Annotated in this window: 13 protein-coding genes; 6 read left to right on the forward strand and 7 right to left on the reverse strand. The window is 75.1% G+C overall.

The genetic code is table 11. From position 1 onward, the window contains the following. The first annotated feature begins 3 nt into the window (after positions 1–3). On the forward strand, positions 4–4,365 hold the full coding sequence (locus ACIA79_RS04460; RefSeq protein ID WP_399426642.1) for an SAV_2336 N-terminal domain-related protein: 4,362 nt from the start codon (positions 4–6) through the stop codon (positions 4,363–4,365). On the opposite strand, the gene ACIA79_RS04465 is transcribed toward ACIA79_RS04460, so the two are convergent. The 6 genes from ACIA79_RS04465 to ACIA79_RS04490 all read right to left on the reverse strand — a co-directional run bounded on the left by ACIA79_RS04465 (position 4,340) and on the right by ACIA79_RS04490 (position 9,854). Continuing rightward, positions 4,340–5,587: a cation:proton antiporter gene (locus tag ACIA79_RS04465; protein WP_399426643.1), complete on the reverse strand. Its 1,248-nt coding sequence runs from the start codon at positions 5,585–5,587 to the stop codon at positions 4,340–4,342. The two genes, ACIA79_RS04460 and ACIA79_RS04465, sit on opposite strands and share 26 nt — an antisense overlap. A 1-nt stretch (position 5,588) precedes the next feature. Then, positions 5,589–5,789 carry a cation:proton antiporter regulatory subunit gene (locus tag ACIA79_RS04470; RefSeq protein ID WP_399426644.1) on the reverse strand — a complete coding sequence of 67 codons (201 nt, stop codon included), beginning with the start codon at positions 5,787–5,789 and terminating at the stop codon, positions 5,589–5,591. A 55-nt stretch (positions 5,790–5,844) separates the two neighbouring features. Further along, entirely contained in the window at positions 5,845–6,408 is a 564-nt protein-coding gene (locus tag ACIA79_RS04475) for a DM13 domain-containing protein (protein WP_399426645.1), read from the reverse strand. Positions 6,409–6,510: 102 nt separating this feature from the next. Next, positions 6,511–7,632 (reverse strand): sensor histidine kinase, encoded by a 1,122-nt coding sequence (locus tag ACIA79_RS04480; RefSeq protein ID WP_399426646.1) that lies wholly within the window; start codon positions 7,630–7,632, stop codon positions 6,511–6,513. After that, positions 7,625–8,311 (reverse strand): response regulator transcription factor, encoded by a 687-nt coding sequence (locus ACIA79_RS04485; protein ID WP_399426647.1) that lies wholly within the window; start codon positions 8,309–8,311, stop codon positions 7,625–7,627. Before ACIA79_RS04485 ends, ACIA79_RS04480 begins: the two co-directional genes overlap by 8 nt. Positions 8,312–8,693: 382 nt before the next feature. After that, positions 8,694–9,854 carry a YihY/virulence factor BrkB family protein gene (locus ACIA79_RS04490; RefSeq protein WP_399426648.1) on the reverse strand — a complete coding sequence of 387 codons (1,161 nt, stop codon included), beginning with the start codon at positions 9,852–9,854 and terminating at the stop codon, positions 8,694–8,696. 17 nt (positions 9,855–9,871) lie between these two features. Here ACIA79_RS04490 and ACIA79_RS04495 point away from each other — a divergent pair, with 17 nt between their 5' ends. Together ACIA79_RS04495 and ACIA79_RS04500 are read left to right on the forward strand one after the other, a co-directional pair. Beyond that, complete coding sequence (locus ACIA79_RS04495; protein WP_399426649.1) at positions 9,872–11,509, forward strand: acyl-CoA dehydrogenase family protein; 1,638 nt, start codon at positions 9,872–9,874, stop codon at positions 11,507–11,509. A gap of 319 nt (positions 11,510–11,828) precedes the next feature. Continuing rightward, on the forward strand, positions 11,829–13,124 hold the full coding sequence (locus ACIA79_RS04500; RefSeq protein ID WP_399426749.1) for a GAF domain-containing protein: 1,296 nt from the start codon (positions 11,829–11,831) through the stop codon (positions 13,122–13,124). Positions 13,125–13,155: 31 nt separating this feature from the next. Here ACIA79_RS04500 and ACIA79_RS04505 read toward each other — a convergent pair whose 3' ends face one another. Beyond that, the gene (locus tag ACIA79_RS04505) at positions 13,156–14,202 is read right to left on the reverse strand and encodes a M4 family metallopeptidase (protein WP_399426650.1); all 1,047 of its coding nucleotides are present in this window, start codon (positions 14,200–14,202) and stop codon (positions 13,156–13,158) included. A 346-nt stretch (positions 14,203–14,548) separates the two neighbouring features. Between ACIA79_RS04505 and ACIA79_RS04510 the strand changes: the two genes are divergently transcribed. From ACIA79_RS04510 to ACIA79_RS04520, 3 genes are all read left to right on the forward strand, one after another. Further along, on the forward strand, positions 14,549–18,502 hold the full coding sequence (locus ACIA79_RS04510; protein ID WP_399426651.1) for an ATP-binding protein: 3,954 nt from the start codon (positions 14,549–14,551) through the stop codon (positions 18,500–18,502). 43 nt (positions 18,503–18,545) lie between these two features. Beyond that, positions 18,546–19,112: a GNAT family N-acetyltransferase gene (locus tag ACIA79_RS04515; RefSeq protein ID WP_399426652.1), complete on the forward strand. Its 567-nt coding sequence runs from the start codon at positions 18,546–18,548 to the stop codon at positions 19,110–19,112. Between the two features lie 120 nt (positions 19,113–19,232). Next, positions 19,233–19,316, forward strand: a complete 84-nt coding sequence (locus ACIA79_RS04520) for a putative leader peptide (protein WP_355954497.1) — start codon at positions 19,233–19,235, stop codon at positions 19,314–19,316. The last annotated feature ends 44 nt before the right edge of the window (positions 19,317–19,360 follow it).

Consider the following 19,360-nt stretch of genomic DNA (forward strand, 5'->3'; position numbering starts at 1 on the left):
GCGGTGATCGAGCGGCTCGGCGCCCTGCTCGGCGCCCTGGACCCCGAAGGCGCCCCGCCGCACCCGCGGGAGGTCGCCGAACTGGTCTGGCTGGCGCGGAACCTGCCGGCTCCGCCCGGCGCGGGGCGCGGCGGCGGGGAACCGGGCCCGGCCGGCGTACCGGAGGGGCCCCGGGAGCCGGCGGCGGACCCGTCGCGACCGCTGCCGGAACCGTCCGCCGGGGGGACCGCGCCCCGCGCCCGCGGCCCGGTGGCGGCGGACCCGGGGACGCGGCTGTACCTGCCGCACGCACAGGTGGCGCCGGCCGCTGAGGTGGCCGCCGCTCCGGTGACCGCCGTACCGGTGCGGCTCACCGGTCCGGCCGTGCTGCCGCGCTCACGTGAACTGGCCCGGGCGCTACGGCCGTTGAAGCGGCACTTCCCGTCGAGGGTCCGCACGGTGCTCGACGAGGACGCCACGGCGGAGCGGGCGGCGGAGCGGCGCCACTGGCTGCCGGTGCTGGCTCCTGCGGCGGACCGCTGGTTCGACGTCACGCTGGTCGTGGACGCGTACGCGGAGGGCGCGGCGTTCTGGGCGCCGCTCGGGCGGGCTCTGGGCGACCTGCTGCGCCGGACGGGCGCGTTCCGTGACGTCCGGACGTACGCCCTGCGGCCCGGTGCCGACGGGCGGCCCGGGCTGGCGCCGGCCGCCCTGTCCGCCCCCTCCCCGCTGCGCGCCCCCGCCACGGCCGTGGACCCGACCGGACGGACCGTCACGCTCGTGCTGACGGACGGTGTGGCGCCGCAGTGGCGGTCGCCGGCGCTGCGCGCCGCGCTGCGGGGGTGGGCGGCGGCGGGCCCCGCGGCGGTCGTCCAGCCGCTGCCCGAGCACCTCTGGGAACGCACGGCGCTGCCCCCGGTACCGGTCCGCTTCCACGGCACACGCAGCAGCGTGCCCGGCGCCCGGCTGGGTCACGTCCCGTACGGCCTCGGGGCACGGGCACCGGAGCCGGGGGACGTGGCCGTACCGGTGCTGGGTGCGACGCCCGAGTGGCTGGGGCCGTGGGCGGCGGCGGTGGCGGGGGCCGGCTGCTTCGACGGCGCGGCGGTGCTGCTGCCCGCCGCCGGGGCGCCGGAGTCCTTCGGCCCGCGGCCGCAGCGCGCGGCCGGTTTCGAGGACTTCCGCGCGACGGCGCAGCCGCGTGTCTTCCGCCTGGCGGCCTGTCTGGCGGCGGCGCCGCTGAACCTGCCGGTGATGCGGATGGTGCAGTCCACGATGTTCCCGGACAGCCCGCTGTCCGACCTCGCGGAGATCGTCTTCAGCGGCCTGCTGCGCCGGCTGCCCGGCGGGGGCGACGGCCTGGACGCGGCGTACGAGTTCGCCCCGGGCGTCCGGGAGAGGCTGCTGAGCACACTGCGGCGGGACGAGGCCGACGAGGTGATCGCGGCGGTCTCGGCGTACGCCGACGGGCAGGCCCCCGGGGCGGGTCCGCGCTTCACCGCGGCGGCGCCCGCGCCGGCCGGTCCGCTCGCCCTGCCGGCGGGGGCCCGGCACTGGGCGGAGGTGCGGGATCTGGTGCGCCGCCGGCAGGGGCGGCCGCCGGCGGCGCCGCAGTCCGCGGGGCGGCTGTTCCTGATCACGCTGGGCGCGGAGCGGCCGGTGGGCCGGCACCGCGCGGTGAGCGTGCGCAGCGTCGGCGACATGGCCGGTGTGCTCATCGACTCGGGCTACGTCCACGTCCTGCCGCACCTGGCCTTCCGCACCGACGCCGAGGAGGTGCTGCGGGAGATCGACGGGTGGGCGGCCGAGGCGCGGCCCGGCCCGGCGGACGTCGTGGTGGTGTACGGCAGCCACACCGACGCCTCCGCCGGACGGTACCTGCTGCTCACGCAGACCGGTCCGGGGGTGGCGCCGGAGCGGCTGCTCGATGTGCTGGCGGGCCGCGGGCTGGGGCACGCGGTGTTCCTGCTGGACGTGGGGTCCGGGCCGAAGCCGCCGGGTGTGCCGCTGCCGCAGCGCGCCGCGCCGCTGCCCGGGGGGACCCGGCTGTCCGTGATGGCGGCTGCCACGCGCCCGGGACCGGGCGGAGGGACCGCCCTGGCCGAAGCCGTGGCGCAGGTGCTCGGGAGGACGACGGCCGACGAGCGCCGGCCCTTCCTGGACACCGTGGAGGTGCTGGGCGGCATCGCCCGCGCCTACGAGGGCTTCGCCGGGGCGGACGGTGCCGCGCCGCCGCCGGCCCGGTGGGCGAGCCACGGCGGCCCGGCCCCCGCCTTCCCGAACCCCCTGCACACACCCGCGCTGGCCGCCCTGGCGTCCTGGCTGCGGAGCGACCGGCACGACGGCCGCATCCGCGTGGTGACCGGCGCCCCCGGCTCGGGGAAGAGCGCGGTGCTGCGCCGGCTGGCGCGGTTGTTCCCCTCGTCGCACCACCTGCCGGCGTCGAGCGTCTTCCCGCCGTCGCTGCGCCACATGGTGAGCCGCAGGGAGCCCACCACCCTGCTCATCGACGACCTGGACGAGATCCGTGAGGTCGAACGCATCCACGACCTGGTCCAGCCGACCGCGGCGCTCCCCCACGTCCGGCTCGTCGTGGCCATGCGCCCGGAGGCGCTGCCGCTCCTCGGCCCGCACGTGGAGGTGATCGACCTCGGCGAGGAGGCGTACCGGGCCGCGCCCGAGAACTTCGTACGGGCCTTGCTGGACGGCGTCCCGTCCGCCGGCGCGGTGAGCGCGTCCGTCGTCGACTGGGCGGGCGGGTCGGTCGCCATCGCCCGTGCGCTGGCCGCCGCGGTGAGGGACGGGAGGCTCTCCGCCGGTTCGCCGGAGGACTACTGGCACCTCGTGGCCGATGCCGCCGCGGACGCGCGGCTCGCCCGTTTCGGGAGCGAGCGCGGCGAAGTGGAGCGTCTACTGCTGCCGCTCGCCCACGCCGTGCCGGGGGACGCTCCGCTGCCGTCGGAGGTGTGGACGGCGCTGGCGGACGCCCTCGCGGGGGGCGGCGGGCGGCGGGACACCGGCTGGGTGCTGGAGGCGGCGGCCGATCTGTTCGCACCGGGCACGTACCGGCTCTGCCGCGCCGTGGCGCACCATCTGCGCGCGGGGGACGACCCCGCCTCGGTGCACGGCCTGCTCACGGAGGCGCTGCTGGAGCTCGTCCCGCGCGCGGTCGACGGCGGCCGGCGGAACTGGCAGGCGGCGCCCGCCTACGTCCGCAGGCACCTGGCCACGCACGCGGCGGCGGCCGGGGTGGTCGACGCCCTGCTGGAGGACACCGAGTTCGTCGTCCGGGCGGAGCCGGACGGGCTGCTGCGCGCGCTCGGCTCGGTCACGACGCAGCACGGCCGCCGGCTGGCCGAGGTGTACACGGCCGCGGCGCCGGCCCTCGGCCCCTTGGGGCCCCTGGAGCGCAGGGGGGTCCTCGCGGTCGAGGCCGCGAGCCGCCGCCACTTCCGCCGGCTCACCGGTTCGTTCGCGCGGCCGCTGCCGTGGCGTCCGCTGTCGGCGGGGGTGGCGGGCGTCCGGGTCGTGGACGTCTTCGCGACACCGCTCACTCCGGTGCCGACCCTGTTCGTCGGCTGTGCCGACGGAACGGTCCTGATCAGGCAGCTGCCGGGCGGCACACGGGACCACGAGCTGACCGGGCACGCAGGGCCGGTGCGTGCCCTGGACTGCGTCATGATGGACGGCCGCCCGCACGTGGTCACCGGCGGGGACGACGGGACGGTCCGGGTCGCGGATCTGACCACGGGAGCGCTGCGCTCGGTGTACCGGGCGTACGAGTCGCCGCGGGCGCCCGTGCGGGCGGTGGCGTGCGCGGTGGTCGACGGCCGCCCGTGCGCCGTGATCGCCACCGCCGGTGCGGTCACCGTGGTGGAGGTGGCTCACAAGGCCGGCCGCCCCCTGCTGCCTCCCGTGCCGGGGAACGTCACCTCACTGCTGTGCACGTCCGTGTCCGGGCGTCCCGCCGCGGTGCTGGGCTCCGGGGAGTCCCTCGGCGTGTGGGACTTCGCCGGTGACCCGCGGCGTGTCTGCTCGGGGCCTGTGACCGCCCTGGCCGGTGCGGTCCTCCACGGCCGGCCGCTCGTCCTGCACGGACACGGCACCCAGGTCGTGTACGGCTGGAACCCGGAAACCGGCGCGCACCGGGAGGTCTTCCGCGGGGACGGCGCCGTCACGGCCCTCGCCACGACCGTCGTCGACGGCCGGCCGTACGCCGTGACCGCGGAGCGACCCGGGTCGGTGGTCGTCCGGGACCTGTCGAGCGGTCACCGGGAAACCATCGTGCTGCCGCGGCCCGCCCGCTCGCTGACCGCGGCGGGGCGGTTCGTCGCCGTGGCGTCGGACGACACCGCCGTGTTCATCGAGCTTCGGCCGGTCCGCTGACCTCCACGCCCTCCGCGGTGATCTCCTCGTGCCCGGCCGGCGGGTCCGCCCGCGGCTTCGGCCGGCGGAGTACGCGGCCGCGTACCCGGCCCAGGACGGGCTCGGTCCAGCGGGCGGTGAGGGGGCCGAGGACGACGAGCATCAGGACGTACGCCGTGGCGAGCGGGCCGATGCGGGGTTCGGTGCCGATCGCGAGGCCCGCGATGACGATGGAGAACTCCCCGCGGGCCACGAGCGCGCCGCCGGCCCGCAGGCGCCCGCGCGGGCCGATGCCGGCGCGGCGGGCGGCGTACCAGCCGGTGAGGATCTTGGTGGCGGCGGTGGCGAGGGCGAGGAGCAGCGCGGGCAGCAGGACCGGCGGGATGGCGGCCGGGGCGGTGGACAGGCCGAAGAAGACGAAGAACACCGCGGCGAACAGGTCGCGCAGCGGTGTGAGGAGCTTGCGCGCGCCCTCGGCGACCTCGCCCGACAGGGCGATGCCGACGAGGAACGCGCCGACGGCCGCGGAGACCTGGAGTTCCTGGGCGATGCCCGCGACGAGCACGGTCAGACCGAGGACGACGAGGAGCAGCATCTCGGGGTTGTCCGAGGAGACCGCGCGGCTGATCAGCCGGCCGTGGCGGAGGGCGACGTACAGGACCAGGCCGACCGTGCCGAGGGCGATGAGCAGGGTGATGCTGCCGCCCGCGAGGCCGACGCCGGCGAGCAGGGCGGTGAGGAGCGGGAGGTAGAGCGCCATCGCCAGGTCCTCGATGACGAGGACGCCGAGGATGGCGGGGGTCTCCCGGTTGCCGAGGCGGCCGAGGTCGGTGAGGACCTTGGCGACGACGCCGGAGGAGGAGATCCAGGTGACGCCGGCGAGGGCGACGGCGGCGACGGGGCCCCAGCCGAGGAGGAGGGCGGCGACGGCGCCGGGGGTGGCGTTGAGGACGAAGTCGACGGCGCCCGACGGGGATTGCGTCCTGAGGCTGGTGACGAGGTCGCCGGCGCTGTATTCGAGGCCGAGGAGCAGCAGGAGCAGGATGACGCCGATCTCGGCGCCGACGGCGACGAAGTCCTCGCTGGCCTTCAGCGGGAGGAGGCCGCCGTGGCCGAAGGCGAGGCCGGCGAGGAGGTAGAGGGGTATCGGTGAGAGGCCGACGCGGCCGGCTGCCCGGCCGATGAGTCCGAGGCCGAGGATGACCGCCCCGAGTTCGATGAGGAGCGCGGTGGTGTCGTGCATGTCATCCTCCGGCGACGATCGCGGCGAGGGCCTCCACGCCGTCGCGGGTGCCCGCGGCGACGGGGGTGTCCCCGGTGGCGAGCCGGACGTCGGGGCCGGGTGACGGGTGGACGCCGGTGCGGCGCAGCACGGCGGCGACGGACGCGCCGGTGCGGTCGCACTGCGTGCCGACGCCGGGCAGCGGGGTGCGGCGCGTACCCATGGTTCGCCCTCCGGTGCAGCACCTACGGCCGAAAAGGATGTTTTTTACCGTAACATCATGCTTCCTTCAGTGCGGCGGCGCCGAAGGAGACGTCGAAGCGGTCGCACCAGATGCTGACGCTGCGGTAGGTGTTCAGGTCGATGCCGGCGGGCAGCCGGTAGTTCTGGTCGCCCTTGTTGCCCTTGAGGTCCCCCAGGCTGATGTACGCGCCGTCGTCGAAGACGTGCCAGCCGGCCTTCCCCTCGCGTACGGGGGCGTCGGAGAGCCAGACCTTCAGGTCGGGGCCGTCGCTCGTGTCCAGGCCCTCCAGCCGCAGGACCCGCGAGCCGTCGTCGAGTTCCAGCACCCGCACGGTGCCGGAGGTGCTGTGCTCATGGCTGATCAGGGAGCCGGTGGCGACCGTCCGCGGGGCGGCCGGCTCGGCGGGCGCCGTGGGGCCGTCCGTGGGACCCGTGGTCGGGGTGACGGTCACCGCCCGGGGCACGGACTCGCTGACCGTCGCGTTCGTCCACAGCTTCCACGGCTGGAACCAGTAGAGACCGAAGCCCAGCGCCACCAGCGCCACGGCCAGGGCCCCGATCACCACCGGGCTGCTCGACAGGCGTCGTACGCGGCTCACCGCTGCCTCCTCGTGTCCGTTCGCGGTTCGTGATCCCATTCAACGCCGGACACGCGCGGCACGGGCGGCCGCGCCGGTGACGAAAGTCTTACGCCGCCGGGCTCAGGCGCCGGGCGCGGCCGGCAGCACCACCTCGAAGCGGCAGCCGCCCCGGACGTTGCGCACCTCCGCCCGGCCCGCGTGCGCCTCGACGATGCCGCGCACGATGGCCAGGCCCAGCCCGGCGCCGGCCGGCGGGGTACGCGCCGCGGTGCCGCGCCAGCCGGTGTCGAAGACCCGGGGCAGCTCGTCCTCGGGGATCCCGCCGCAGCCGTCGGTCACCGAGAGGACCACCCCGTCGGCGCGACGCTCGGCCGCGACCGCGACCGTGCCGTCGGCCGGTGTCCGCCGGATCGCGTTGACCAGCAGGTTCGACAGCACCCGGGTCATCTCGCGGCCGTCCACCTCGACCGGCACGGCGTCGACACGGTCGCCGACGAGCCGCACACCGTGTTCCCGGGCGAGCGGGTCGGCGCCCGCGAGCGCCTCGCCGACCAGGTCGTACGCGGACATCCGGGCGGGGGTCAGGGCGAGGGTGCCCGCGTGGAGGCGGGAGAGGTCGAAGAGGTCGCCCACCATGGTGTCGAGCCGGTCGACCTCGGTGCGGATCTGCCGGAGGTAGCGGGGCGGATCCGGGGCGACGCCGTCCTCCAGTGCCTCGGACATGGCTCGCAGCCCGGCGAGCGGGGTGCGCAGGTCGTGCGACATCCAGGCGACGAGCTCGCGCCGCGACGCCTCGAGCGCGGCCTCGCGCTCCCGGGAGGCGGCCAGTTTCGCGCTGGTGGCGGCCAGCTCCCTGCTGAGCCCGGCCAGCTCGGCGGTGGCCGCGCCACCGGGTGCGGCGAAGGTGCCGACGTCGCCGAAGGACCGCGCGGCGAGGGCCAGTTCACGGCTCCGGGCGACGACCCAGCGGCCGAGCACCAGCGCGGTGGCGAGCGAGACGACCGCGGCCATGGCGACGACCGTGGTGACGACGGAGAAGTCGTGCGGCCGGAGGTACATCGCCTTGCAGACGGTGAGGGTGCCCGCCAGCATCGCGGTCACCGTGACGGCCGCGACGACCGTCAGCGAGACCACGAGCGACGTGTGACGCAGGGCGCGCAGCACCAGGGCGCCGAGGAGCCCGGCGGCGGACGCCCCGGCGAAGGCGTACGCCGCGATGAGCAGCAGGTCCCCGTCAGGCATCCGTGCCCCCCGCGTCGAAGCGGTACCCCACGCCCCAGACCGTCCGGATCAGCCGGGGATCGGCCGGGTCGTCCTCGATCTTCGCCCGCAGCCGGCGGACGTGGACGGTCACGGTCGACAGGTCGCCGAACTCCCAGCCCCACACCTCGCGCAGCAGCGCCTCCCTGCCGAGCGCCCGGCCCGGGTGCCGGAGGAAGTGGCTGAGCAGGTCGAATTCGCGCTGGGTCAGCGACAGGTCGCGGCCCTCCCTGGTGGCCCGCCGGGCGGCCGGGTCCAGGGCGATGCCCGCGATACCGGAGGGTGCGGCGGGCGGCGGGGCGGTGCCGCGGCGCAGGACGGACTCGACGCGCAGGACCAGCTCGCGCGGGCTGAAGGGCTTGGTGACGTAGTCGTCGGCGCCGACTTCGAGGCCCAGGACGCGGTCCTCCTCGTCACCCCGCGCCGTGAGCATGATGACCGGCACCGGGCCCCGCTCGCGCAGGGCGCGGCACACCTCCAGGCCGTCCATGCCGGGGAGCATGAGGTCCAGGACGACCAGGTCGGGCCGCTGCGCCGTCGCGCTGCGCAGCGCCTCCGGACCGCCGGCCGCACGGGCGACGGCGAAACCGGCCCGTTCCAGGTAGCCGGTGACGACTTCCGCGACGGTCGGGTCGTCGTCGACCACAAGGATCTTCCGCATGCCGTCAGTGTGCCGCACGGCCCTGCACCGCCCCCGGCCTGCCGGCGGTACCGCGGCGGCCGGGGCCGCCGGTGTCCGGTCCGTACAAGACCGGCCGCGGCGGGGGTGCCTGGGGCGGTATCTCCAGCGAGCGCAAGTGCAGCGCGCGGGCGCCCAGCCCCACGGCGGCGGCCGTGGCACCGACCGGCTGCCCGGCCTCCAGCCCCGCCACCACGGCTCGCAGCAGCGGATCCAGGGCCGGTGCGGCCGGCGGCGCGGCGCGGGGCCAGCTCCTCCAGGGCGGCCGCCGGGTCGGGCGCCCGCGACACCGGCTCGGCGAGCTGCCGCACCCGGCGGGCGGGCCACAGTGCGTCGAGGCCGGCCGCGGGCAGGGGACGCCCGGTCAGGCCGGGCGGTCCCGGTCCTTCTCCCGTTCCCGCTCCCGCTCCTTCTCCTTCGGCGTGTGCAGCCGCGCCACCACGTCGTCCGGCGGCAGGAACCGCGACCACCGCTCGGGGAACTCCGAGGGCATGTCCGGATCCTCGTCGTCCAGTTCCTCCACGGCCGCCTTGGCGCGGGCCACCAGCGCGGCCGCCTCCGCCGCCCGGGCGCGCTCGGTCTCGGCGCGGGCGGCGGCCGTGGTCACCGAGGGCCACACGTGGTCGATCGCGGCGTTCACGGCGGCGCCGACGAGCACCGCGAAGGCGGAGATGCCGATCCACAGCAGGACCGCGATCGGGGCGGCCAGCGAGCCGTAGATCGTCGGGCCCTCGACCGTACTGGTCAGGTAGATGCGCAGCAGGAAGCTGCCGAGGACCCACATCCCGAGGGCCACCAGCGCGCCCGGGACGTCCTCGATCCAGGGCGAGCGGACCGGGACGGACACGTGGTACAGCGTGGTGAGGAAGGCGACGGACAGCAGGATGACCACGGGCCAGTACAGGACCGAGACGACCTCGGTGCCCCAGGGGATCAGTTCGACCACCCGGTCGGGGCCGACGACGGCCAGCGGCAGGACCACCGCGCCGATCAGCAGCGCCACGATGTAGAGGAGGAAGGCCAGCAGCCGGGTGGCGACGATGCCGCGGTGGCCGTCGAGGCCGTACATGACCGTGATCGTGTCGATGAAGACGTTCACGGCCCGGGACCCCGACCACAGCGCGATGGCGAAGCCGATCGAGATGACGTCCGGGCGGCCGCCCTTGGTGACGTCCTCCAGCAGGGGCTTGGCGATGTCGTTGACGCCCCGGTCGGACAGGACCGTGCCGACGGCCGCGAGGATGTTCTTCTCGATGGAGGCGACGGTGGTGGTGTCGGTCCAGTCGTCGATGTAGCCGAGGAGCCCGAGCAGGCCCAGCATCAGGGGCGGCAGCGACAGCAGGGTGAAGAACGCCGCTTCGGCCGCGAGGCCGAGGATGCGGTACTCGATGCACGAATTGACGGTGTCCTTCAGGAGGAGCCACGCCATCTTCCGCTTCGAGACGTTGCGGTAAAGGGCCCGGGCCCGGTGAAGTCTGCCCGGTGACCGCGGGTGCCACTGGGGTGTTTCCTTTGCTGCCTGCACCTCCTTACCGTATCCGCATGGCAGCCACCACCCACACAGTGACCAACCAGCCTCCGCCCCTGGTCGGGTACGACGTCTTCGCCGCCGATCATGCGCTGGCCGAGGCCGTGGAGCGTCATGTTCCGCTCGAACTCCTCGACGAGGTCCGCGGGGAGCTGTCCAAGCTCGGCACCTCCGCCGGCTCCGCCCAGGCGCAGGAATGGGGGTTCCTCGCCAACGAGAACCCGCCGAAGCTGCGCACCCACGACCGGTACGGCCACCGGATCGACCACGTCGACTTCCATCCCGCCTGGCACCGGCTGCTCGGCCACGCCGTGACGAACGGGCTCACCGACGCGTGGGGCCGGCCCAGCGGCCATGTGCGGCGCGCCGCCGGGTTCCTCGTGTGGACGCAGACGGAGGCCGGTCACGGCTGCCCGCTGTCCATGACGCACGCCGCGGTGCCCGCTCTGCGCGTCGACCCGGAGCTGGCGGCCGTGTGGGAGCCGAAGCTGACCTCGCAGGTGTACGAGGGCGAGGAGCTGCGGCCCGCCGCCGAGAAGAACGGCGTGCTCTTCGGGATGGGCATGACGGAGAAGCAGGGCGGCAGCGACGTACGGGCCAACACGACGACCGCGGCCCCGCTGGCGACGGACGGCGAGTACGTCCTGACGGGCCACAAATGGTTCTGCTCGGCGCCGATGAGCGACGCCTTCCTGGTGCTGGCGCACGCTCCCGGGGGGCTGACGTGCTTCCTCGTCCCGCGCGTCCTGGAGGACGGCACGCGCAACGTGTTCCGTATCCAGCGGCTGAAGGACAAGCTCGGCAACAGGTCGAACGCGTCGAGCGAGGTCGAGTTCGACGGGACGTGGGCGCGCCGGGTCGGTGAGGAGGGGCGCGGGGTGCGCACCATCATCGAGATGGTGGCGGCGACCCGGCTGGACTGCGTGATCGGGTCGGCGGCGCTGATGCGGCAGGCCGTGGCGCAGGCGGTGCACCACGCCGCGTACCGCAGCGCGTTCGGCGGCGTGCTCGTCGACAAGCCGCTCATGCGCAACGTACTGGCCGATCTGGCGCTGGAGTCGGAGGCGGCGACGACGCTGGGCATGCGGCTGGCCGCCGCCTACGACGCGGACACCGAGCAGGAGCGGGCCTTCCTGCGGCTGGCGGTGCCGGCGGCCAAGTACTGGGTCACCAAGCGGTGCACGCCGACGACGGCGGAGGCGCTGGAGTGCCTGGGCGGCAACGGCTACGTCGAGGAGTCGGGGATGCCGCGGCTGCTGCGCGAGGCGCCGCTGAACTCGATCTGGGAGGGCTCGGGCAACGTCCAGGCGCTGGACGTGCTGCGGGCGCTGCAGCGGGAGCCGCAGGCCCTGAACGCCTTCCTGGAGGAGGTGGGCACGGCCCGGGGCGCCGACCACCGGCTGGACGCGGCGATCAAGGACCTGCTGGCCGAACTGGCGGACCTGGAGGGTATCGAGGCACGGGCGCGGCGGCTGGTGGAGCGCATGGCGCTGGTGCTCCAGGGCTCCCTGCTGGTGCGGTGGGCACCGCCCGCGGTGGCGGACGCGTTCTGCGCGTCGCGGCTGGGCGGTGACTGGGGTACGGCGTTCGGCACGCTGCCGCACAGCCTGGACCTGGCGACGGTGGTGCACCGCGCGCGGGCGGTGGTCTGACCCGGCGCCCCGGAGGGGAACCGGGCCCGGAAAAAACAGAGCGCGGGCCGTGTGTCCGACGGCCCGCGCCCGGGGAGAGTGGGGTGGTGCTGCGCCGACACGGCACCAACCCATCGCCGTACCGTACGACCGTCGCCGGTGTCCGGTACGACGCCACTTTCGTACAGGCGCGCGGCCGTTCGCGAGAGTTGCAAGGGGTTGCAGCGTCATGGGAAGAATCGGCGCATGCCCGCGGTGAGGGGAGGATGGGGTGGTGACACACACCGGCCACCGTGTGCGGGGCAGCGGGGAGGGACGGGCGCGCAGGGCGACCGTCGACATGGCGCGGCTCGCCGCCATGGACGCGCGGGACGCGGCGCTGCTGCTCAAGGGCGTGCGGGAGGCGACGCTGAAGGGCGGCCGCCCGCCGCTGGTGCCGCGCACCGAGATCCGCGAGTCGTGGCAGCGGATGCTGCGCAAGGGGCTGGATCCGGACCGGGATCACCGTTCGCTGCTGCTGTCGCCGGCGGAGCTGGAACGCCGCCGCAGCACCTCGCCGCTGGCGGAGCTGTTGCCGTTGCTGCGGGAGGGGCTGGTGTCCGCTGGAGGGGCGGGCTCCGATGCGGTGCAGCACATCATGGTGGTGGCGGACGCGGACGGCCGGGTGCTGTGGCGGGAGGGCAGCGCGGCGGTGCTGCGCAAGGCGGACGGGCACGGGTTCGAGCCGGGCGCCGACTGGACGGAGGAGACCGTCGGGACGAACGGCATCGGCACGCCGCTGGTGACGCGGCGCCCGACGCAGGTGCATTCGGCGGAGCACTTCGTCGCGACCCACCACTCGTGGACGTGCGCGGGTGCGCCGATCGTCGATCCGAGGGACGGCCGGCTGCTCGGGGCGGTGGATGTGAGCGGGCCGCTGGCGACGATGCACCCGGCGACGCTGATGCTGGTGAGCTCGGTGGCGCGGCTGGCCGAGGCGGAGTTGCGCAACCGGCACTTCGCGGCGCTGGAGCGGCTGCGTTCGGTGGCGGCGCCGGTCCTGTGCCGGGTGGGCGGCCGGGCGCTGGCGGTGGACGCGCACGGCTGGCCGGCGGCGGTCGTGGGCATGGCGCCGGTGGGCCGGGTGGCGCTCCCCGGCGGCTTCGGTGCGGGCCGGGTGCTGGTGCCGTCGCTGGGCCGGTGCGCCGTGGAGCCCCTGCCGGGCGGCTGGCTGCTGCGGCTGGAGGAGGAGGGCCACGAGGTGGCGGCGCCGTCACCGAGCCGGGTGGTACTGGACGTCAGCCGGCCGCGCCGCTGGTCGCTGGAGGTGGTGGGCGGGGCGGGCGGCTGGACGCAGGAGCTGAGCCCGCGGCACGCGGAGCTGCTGTACGTACTGGCCCGGCACCGCGGCGGCCGCACCGCGGCGGAGCTGGCGGCGGACGTCTTCGGGGACCGTACGCGCACGGTGACGGTGCGGGCGGAGATGTCGCGGGTGCGGCGGACCCTGGGCGGTGTGCTGGCGCACCGCCCGTACCGCTTCCGTGAGGAGGTGGAGGTGGTCGTGCGCCACCCGGACGACCCGGGCGACCTGCTGCCGCACTCGACGGCTCCGGCGGTGGTGGCGGCCCGGGACGCCGGGGACGGCGTCCCGGGCTGAGCGGGAGCGGCCGCCACCACCGCCCGCGGGGTCACACGCCCGGGATCCCGCGGGCCTGGAAGGCTGCGCGGACGGTGCCGGCGGCGTTCCTGCCGTACATCCTCTCGGCCGTGGCGACGGTGGTGCGGGCCGCGTCGGTGAAGCCGGTGTCGGGGGCGAAGCCGAACTGGGCGTTGATGATGATCCGGTCTGCCGTGCGCGCGCCGAGGGCGGCGCGGATGTCGTGCAGGGCGCGGGACCAGATCTGCCCGTCGGCGTGGACCTGGCCGACCTTGTCGGCGTAGGTCTTGTCGCTGTCGATGCGGCGCAGGCAGTGCGGTGCGGTGCTCGTGTAGGCGACGGCGTCCCAGTCCGCGACACAGGCGAGGTCGGCGCGGCGCGGCCAGCCGTACGTGGCGACGGCGTGCTCGCCGACGGTGACGGCGAGGTAGTCGCCGAACGCCTCGCCGATGGCGCCGGCTTCGGCGGAGGAGCCGAAGCCGGGCACCTGGGCGTGGTGCACGGCGTGGCCGTACTCGTGGAGGATGACTTCGGCGTCCTCGGCGTCGTCCACGCCGCCCTTGCCGAACCGGATCTCGGCCTTCTTGTCGGTGAAGTACGAGTTGTCGGCGCCCCATTGGTTGATCCGCACGGGCTGGACCCGGTCGTTGACGCCGGGCAGCTCGGTGCCGAAGCCGAGTCCCTGGAGGTACTCCTGTGCCTCGTTGACCCAGAAGTACGCCATGACCTGCTCGAACCGGTCGTCGTGGCGGCCGTACGTGCCGGCGTCGGCGGCCTTCGCCGAGGCCCCGGTGTCGGACCGCACGGCGACCCAGCGCCCGGAGAGGCCGCCGCTGCCGTCGAGGCCCCGCAGCGGGGCGGTGGCGTAGGCGGATGCGGGAACCGGATCGGCCGTCCCCTTGCCGTCCTTGGCGTCGGTGAGGTGCTGATCGCCGGTGGACTGGACGGGGTTGACCATGAAGAGGCGGGCCTGCGGCGCGGTGTCGGCCGAGGCGGGGCCGGTCAGCGTGGTGAAGGCGGTGAGGGCCGCGGTGGCGGTGGCCACTGCGAACAGGCCGCGGGATGTGCGGCGGGCCATGGACATCCTCCTGCTGCTGGGGGTGCGCGGGTGACGTGACTGAGCGGTGCGTGATGTTGCCGTACCGGTGGGTTTTTGGCCATAGCCTTGCGCGAATGCGGCCCTTCGCGGGGGCGGCCCTTCGCGGGGCGGCGGGAGTCCGGTGAGGTCGTCCGTCCCTGGCGGGATCCGGCACGGGGCGCCCGGTGGTGGGCCACAGTGGGTGGGCGTGAGGATCCGGGTGAACAGCCTGACCGGCCTTCCGCCGCACCGCGCCCGCCTGCTCCCCCGCCGGCCCGGCACCACCGGCCGAGGCGGCTTCTAAGCTGTACGCCGCACGGCGTTGGGGGCGGGGAGGCGCGGCGGGATGCAGGAACCGGGAAGCCGGAACGTGGTGGGCGACAGCACCGTGGGGGGCTCCGTCGTCCAGGCGCAGCACATCGGGCAGGTGACCATCCACCAGACCTCCGCGGCGGGCGTCCCGTACGCACGCGTCCCGGCGCGCGCGGACGACCCGTGGGTGTCGGCGGTGCGTGGCTCGGCCGTCTGGAAGCACGTGCCGGACAGCCGGGACGCCGGCCAGCACCGTGAGGCCGCCGCGGCGGTGGCCGGTGAGCTGGCCCGGCTGCGCGACGCGGCCGGGGCGCGACTGGCCGGTGACCCCTGGCAGGACCCGCACAGCGCCCTGCGTTTCGCCGAGCGGGTGGAGTGGCTGCTGGGCGAGGAGCCGGGGCTGGACCTCCACCCGGCGGAGGCGGCGCTGTTCGTGCTGGTCCCCCTGGTGTCGCGGGTGCACGACCTGCGGACGGCGGCTGACCGGCTGGACGTCGAGCCGTGGCGGCTGGACGGGCCGGTGGACGCGCCCGGGCGGGCGTCGTTCGAGGCGTACGCCGACGGTCACCGGCTGCTGGTGCAGCGGGCGCTGCTGCGCCCGGGGGCGGAGGCGCCGATCGGCTGGTGGCTGTTCCACCGGTGGCTGGTACGGCACGAGAGCCATGCGCACGAGGACACGGTGCGGGAGCTGCTGGACGCGCTCGGCGAACCGGCCGCCCCGCTGCGCCGGGTCCTGACGGCCCGGCGGGTGAGCCGGCTGCTGCATGCGCTGCGCCGCGGCCCCGACGTGTGCAACCCGGAGTTCCTGGACGCCCTGCCGCCGGAGGAGTCGGTGGGCGTCCAGCGGGTGCGGGACCAGCGGCTCGCCCTGCTGTGCGCGCTGGGGTACGCCCTGACCGCGGAGATGACGACGCTGCCGGACATCGTGGCCGAGCACCTGGGCATTCCGCACCCGGTCGACCTGGCCGGGCTGCGCACGACGCTGGAGGAGTCGTCGTGGGGCGGCGCGGGGGACCTGCCGGTGCTGCGGGCGGAGTGCGCGCACGAGGCGGTCGTGGAGGGCCTGCGGGCGGCCGCCGTCCGCATGGACGAGGTGTTGCACGCGGTGACCCGTACGGTGCGGGAACGCGTCACGCAGCCGATGCCGCGCCTGCCGGTGCGGCTGTCGGCCGACGGGGTGGTGCCGGCGGACGGCACGTTCACCGGATGGGCGAGCTTCCGCCTCGACGAACGGCGGGTGCGGGAGCTGCTGATGGGGGTCCAGCTGTACAAGGACCCGGACCTGGCGGTCCGGGAGCTGTACCAGAACGCGCTGGACGCCTGCCGTTACCGGCGGGCCAGGACGGAGTACCTGGACCGGACGCACACGGGCGCGACGTACGCGTACGAGGGCTCCATCGTCTTCGAGCAGGGCGTGGACGAGGACGGCCGGGCGTACGTGGAATGCCGGGACGACGGCATCGGGATGGGCGAGGCGGAGCTGCGGGGGGTGTTCTCCCACGCGGGCGCCCGCTTCGCCGAGCAGCCGGAGTTCCGCGAGGAGCGGGCGGGGTGGGCCCGTCTGGACCCGCCGGTCGGCTTCCACCCGAACAGCCGGTTCGGCATCGGGGTGCTCAGCTACTTCATGCTGGCCGACGAGATCCGGGTGACCACCTGCCGGCTGGGCCGCGACGGGCGCCCGGGGCCGCTGCTGGAAGCGTCGGTCTTCGGCCCCGGACACCTGTTCCGCATCGTGGAACGGGGCCGGGAGGGGCGGGAGGCGGGCACGGCCGTCCGGCTGTACCTGCGGGACGCGCGGGACGCCTGGTCCTGCCCGGAGGTGCTGACCCGGCTGCTGGGCATCGCCGAGTTCCCGACGGTGGCGCGGCACGGTGAGGAGGTCGCGCGGTGGGAGCCGGGGGTGCTGCGCGGCCGTGAGAAGCCCCCGGGTGAGCAGTTCGGCCTCGACGCCCACGGTGCGTCGGCGCCCTGGCCCGATGCCCCGCCGGGCGCCCGGGTCGTCTGGTGCGCATCCGGGGGCGGCCTGCTCGTCGACGGGCTGGTGGTCCAGCCGGCCGTGCGCGGCGGGGTCCTGTCGGCCACGGCGTCCGGCCTGGTGGGCGCGGTGGTGAACCTGTCGGGGCCGCTCTCCCCCGAGCGGTTGTCGGCGGACCGCTCCCAGGTCCTGGACGATCTGCGCGGGACGGTGCGGGAGCTGCTGGCCGGCGCGCTGGACGCGCTGGTGACGCAGCCGCTGCTGGACTTCTCGTGGCTGTGCTCCGTGGCGGGCGGCAGCCCGCCCCTGGCCGACCTGGTCACGGAGCGCTGCGTCGCCCGGAAGCACCGGCTGACGCGGGACGCGGCGCGGGAGCGCCGGCTCCGGGCGGAGAGGACCCGCCGCACCTTCCCCATGGAGCACACGGGCTGCCTGCCGGCCGACATCCCCCTCGTGCACCCGCATCTGCTGCACACGTTCGAGCGCGGGATCGAGGTGCTGCGGGACTTCTCCGCGGACGTCCCCGCCCACATCCTGCTGTGGCGGCTGCTGGCGCACCGGCCTCATCCGGTCCTGCACCAGCTCGCCGCGATCTGCCCGGAACTCGACGCCCTCGGCCCGGTGCTGCCCGCTCTGCCGTCGGACCAGCACCTCCTGGCGCTGCAGCTGGATGCGAGCTGGTACGGCCCCGCGGACCGGGTGGCGAAGCTGTTCTCCGCCGCCGAAGCGCTGGGGCGGACGCCGCGCGAGGTGGCGGAGCGGGCCGCCACGCTGGGGCTGCACGACTTCCCGGCGGCGCTCTTCCCCGATGCGGCGGTGCAGGCGGGCGGCCCCACGGCGGGGACCGTCGCCGGCATCGTCCGCGGCACGCGGTCCGGCCCTGAGCCCTCCGTCGCCCTGCTGGTGAGGATGGCCGGTCCGGCGGCACCGACGACGGTGGACGAGGCCGCGGCCGCGCTCGCGGAGGGTGGCGTCGAGGTGCCGGAAACCATGCTGGCGATGGCCCGTGCGGTGGCCGGGGACCAGCAGCTGACGGCATACCTGCGCGACTCGAAGAAGGTCCCGTGGTTCGCTCCCGGGGCTGAGGTCCATCCCGGACAGCTGGTGCAGACGGCCCTGGAGCTGGACCTGGAGGTACCGGACCTGTGCGCACGCCTGGTGTCGTGCGGGCTGAGCGCCGACGCGTCCGGGCTTCCCGTCCTTCCGGCGCCGGAGGTGGTGTCCCTCCTGGAGGACGACCCGGAGGCGCCCGGGTGGCGGTGGCTGTCCCGGACGGAAGCCGTCCCGCCCCTGCACGTGCTGCGTGCCTCCGAGATGCTGGGCCTGACGACCGGGGAGGCCATGAGGTGGTACGAGAACCTCGGCTTCGTCCCGCCGTCCCCGTTCCCGGCGGAGGCGGAGCCGGGCGACCCGGACGTCCTCGGTCAGTACGTCGACGAGACGGGCATGGGGTACGCCCCCTTGCGCGCGGGACATCCCGTCCCGTACGTGCACATCCTGATGGCCGTCCCGGTCTGCGGGATGACACTGGAGGCGATCTCCGCCCGGCTGCGCGCGTACGGCATCCGCATGCCTCCCCTCGACTGTGCGGAACCCACCGGGCTGGACGGCGAACTGTTCGCGGAGGACGGTCCCCTCGACTGGCAGGGCGTCCACACCGACGAGCCCATGCCCTTCGCCCACATCCTGGCCGCCGCCCGCCGCCTGCTGATCCAGCCGCGGGAGATCGTCGGCCGACTGGCCGCCTACGGCATCCCGTCGTCGTGCCCCGACGTGCCCGAGGGGCTGGCCTACGACCGGGCGCTGTGGCTGCTGGAGACGGGCGAGGAGGACCTCCCGCTGTCGGCCGAGTCCTCGGTCGGCCTCACCGAGCTGATCGCCCTGGCCCGCCGCATGGGCGAGCCCGTCGCCCGCGTCCGCGACTGGCTGGTGCAGCTCGGCATTCCCGTCACCGACCCCGCGGAAGCGATCCGCGCCGCCCTCCCCCGCGTCCCCCTCCTCCACGCGGGATGACGCCGCTGGCCGAAACCCGACCCCTCATGCTTCCCTGGCACCCATGAGCATCGCCGTCACCACCTGGTCCCTCGAACAGACGTCGCCCGACGACCTGCGGCCGGCCGCCGAGCCGTCCGGGGACGTGCGGATCGTGCGGGCCGAGGTGCCGTCCGCGGAGTTCAGCCGGTTCCTCTATACGGCGGTGGGCGGCGACATCCGGTGGACGGACCGGCTCGGGCTGACGTACGCCCAGTGGCAGGAGATCGTCGAGCGGCCCGGCGCCGAGATCTGGGTGGCGTACGAGAAGGGGACGCCGGCCGGGTACGTGGAGCTGGACCCGCAGGACGACGGGACCGTGGAGATCGTCTACTTCGGGCTGCTGCCGGCGTTCCGGGGCCGGCGCATCGGCGGACACCTGCTGTCGTACGGGACCGCCCGCGCCTGGGACCTCGCGGAGCGCTGGCCGGACCGCGTGCCGACGAAGCGGGTGTGGGTGCACACCTGCTCGCTGGACGGCGAGCACGCCATGGACAACTATCTGCGGCGGGGCTTCCGCCTCTTCGACACGAAGGTCACCGAGGAGCCGGACACCCCGGCCCCGGGTCCGTGGCCGGGCGCGTACGCCTGACGGACGGTCCGGCGTCCGATATGAGTGACGCATGACACATCAGTCCATCATGCGAGACATCCATGTCCGCATTTTGGACAAAGGTGGACTGGGTCCAAACTCCCATGCCAGGCTTCCGCCATGTCTCGAGCTGGAATTGCCTTGGTGAGTCGGCGGCACGTCGACCTCGGCCGCATGTCCAGCGCGATCTGTCCGGTGGGCTGAGCGCCTCGGCACCACCGCGATCCCCGCACTTCCGCACCTCACTG

The sequence above is a fragment of the Streptomyces sp. NPDC051310 genome (genome assembly GCF_044455245.1).
Classification (GTDB): Bacteria; Actinomycetota; Actinomycetes; order Streptomycetales; family Streptomycetaceae; genus Streptomyces.

Coding starts and splice junctions, on each gene's coding strand:
- ACIA79_RS04480 (WP_399426646.1), bottom strand. CDS start 7,632: ATGCCTGACGGGGACCTGCTGCTCATCGCGGCGTACGCCTTCGCCGGG.
- ACIA79_RS04510 (WP_399426651.1), top strand. CDS start 14,549: ATGCAGGAACCGGGAAGCCGGAACGTGGTGGGCGACAGCACCGTGGGG.
- ACIA79_RS04465 (WP_399426643.1), bottom strand. CDS start 5,587: ATGCACGACACCACCGCGCTCCTCATCGAACTCGGGGCGGTCATCCTC.
- ACIA79_RS04505 (WP_399426650.1), bottom strand. CDS start 14,202: ATGGCCCGCCGCACATCCCGCGGCCTGTTCGCAGTGGCCACCGCCACC.
- ACIA79_RS04495 (WP_399426649.1), top strand. CDS start 9,872: ATGGCAGCCACCACCCACACAGTGACCAACCAGCCTCCGCCCCTGGTC.
- ACIA79_RS04520 (WP_355954497.1), top strand. CDS start 19,233: ATGTCTCGAGCTGGAATTGCCTTGGTGAGTCGGCGGCACGTCGACCTC.
- ACIA79_RS04500 (WP_399426749.1), top strand. CDS start 11,829: ATGGCGCGGCTCGCCGCCATGGACGCGCGGGACGCGGCGCTGCTGCTC.
- ACIA79_RS04470 (WP_399426644.1), bottom strand. CDS start 5,789: ATGGGTACGCGCCGCACCCCGCTGCCCGGCGTCGGCACGCAGTGCGAC.
- ACIA79_RS04485 (WP_399426647.1), bottom strand. CDS start 8,311: ATGCGGAAGATCCTTGTGGTCGACGACGACCCGACCGTCGCGGAAGTC.
- ACIA79_RS04515 (WP_399426652.1), top strand. CDS start 18,546: ATGAGCATCGCCGTCACCACCTGGTCCCTCGAACAGACGTCGCCCGAC.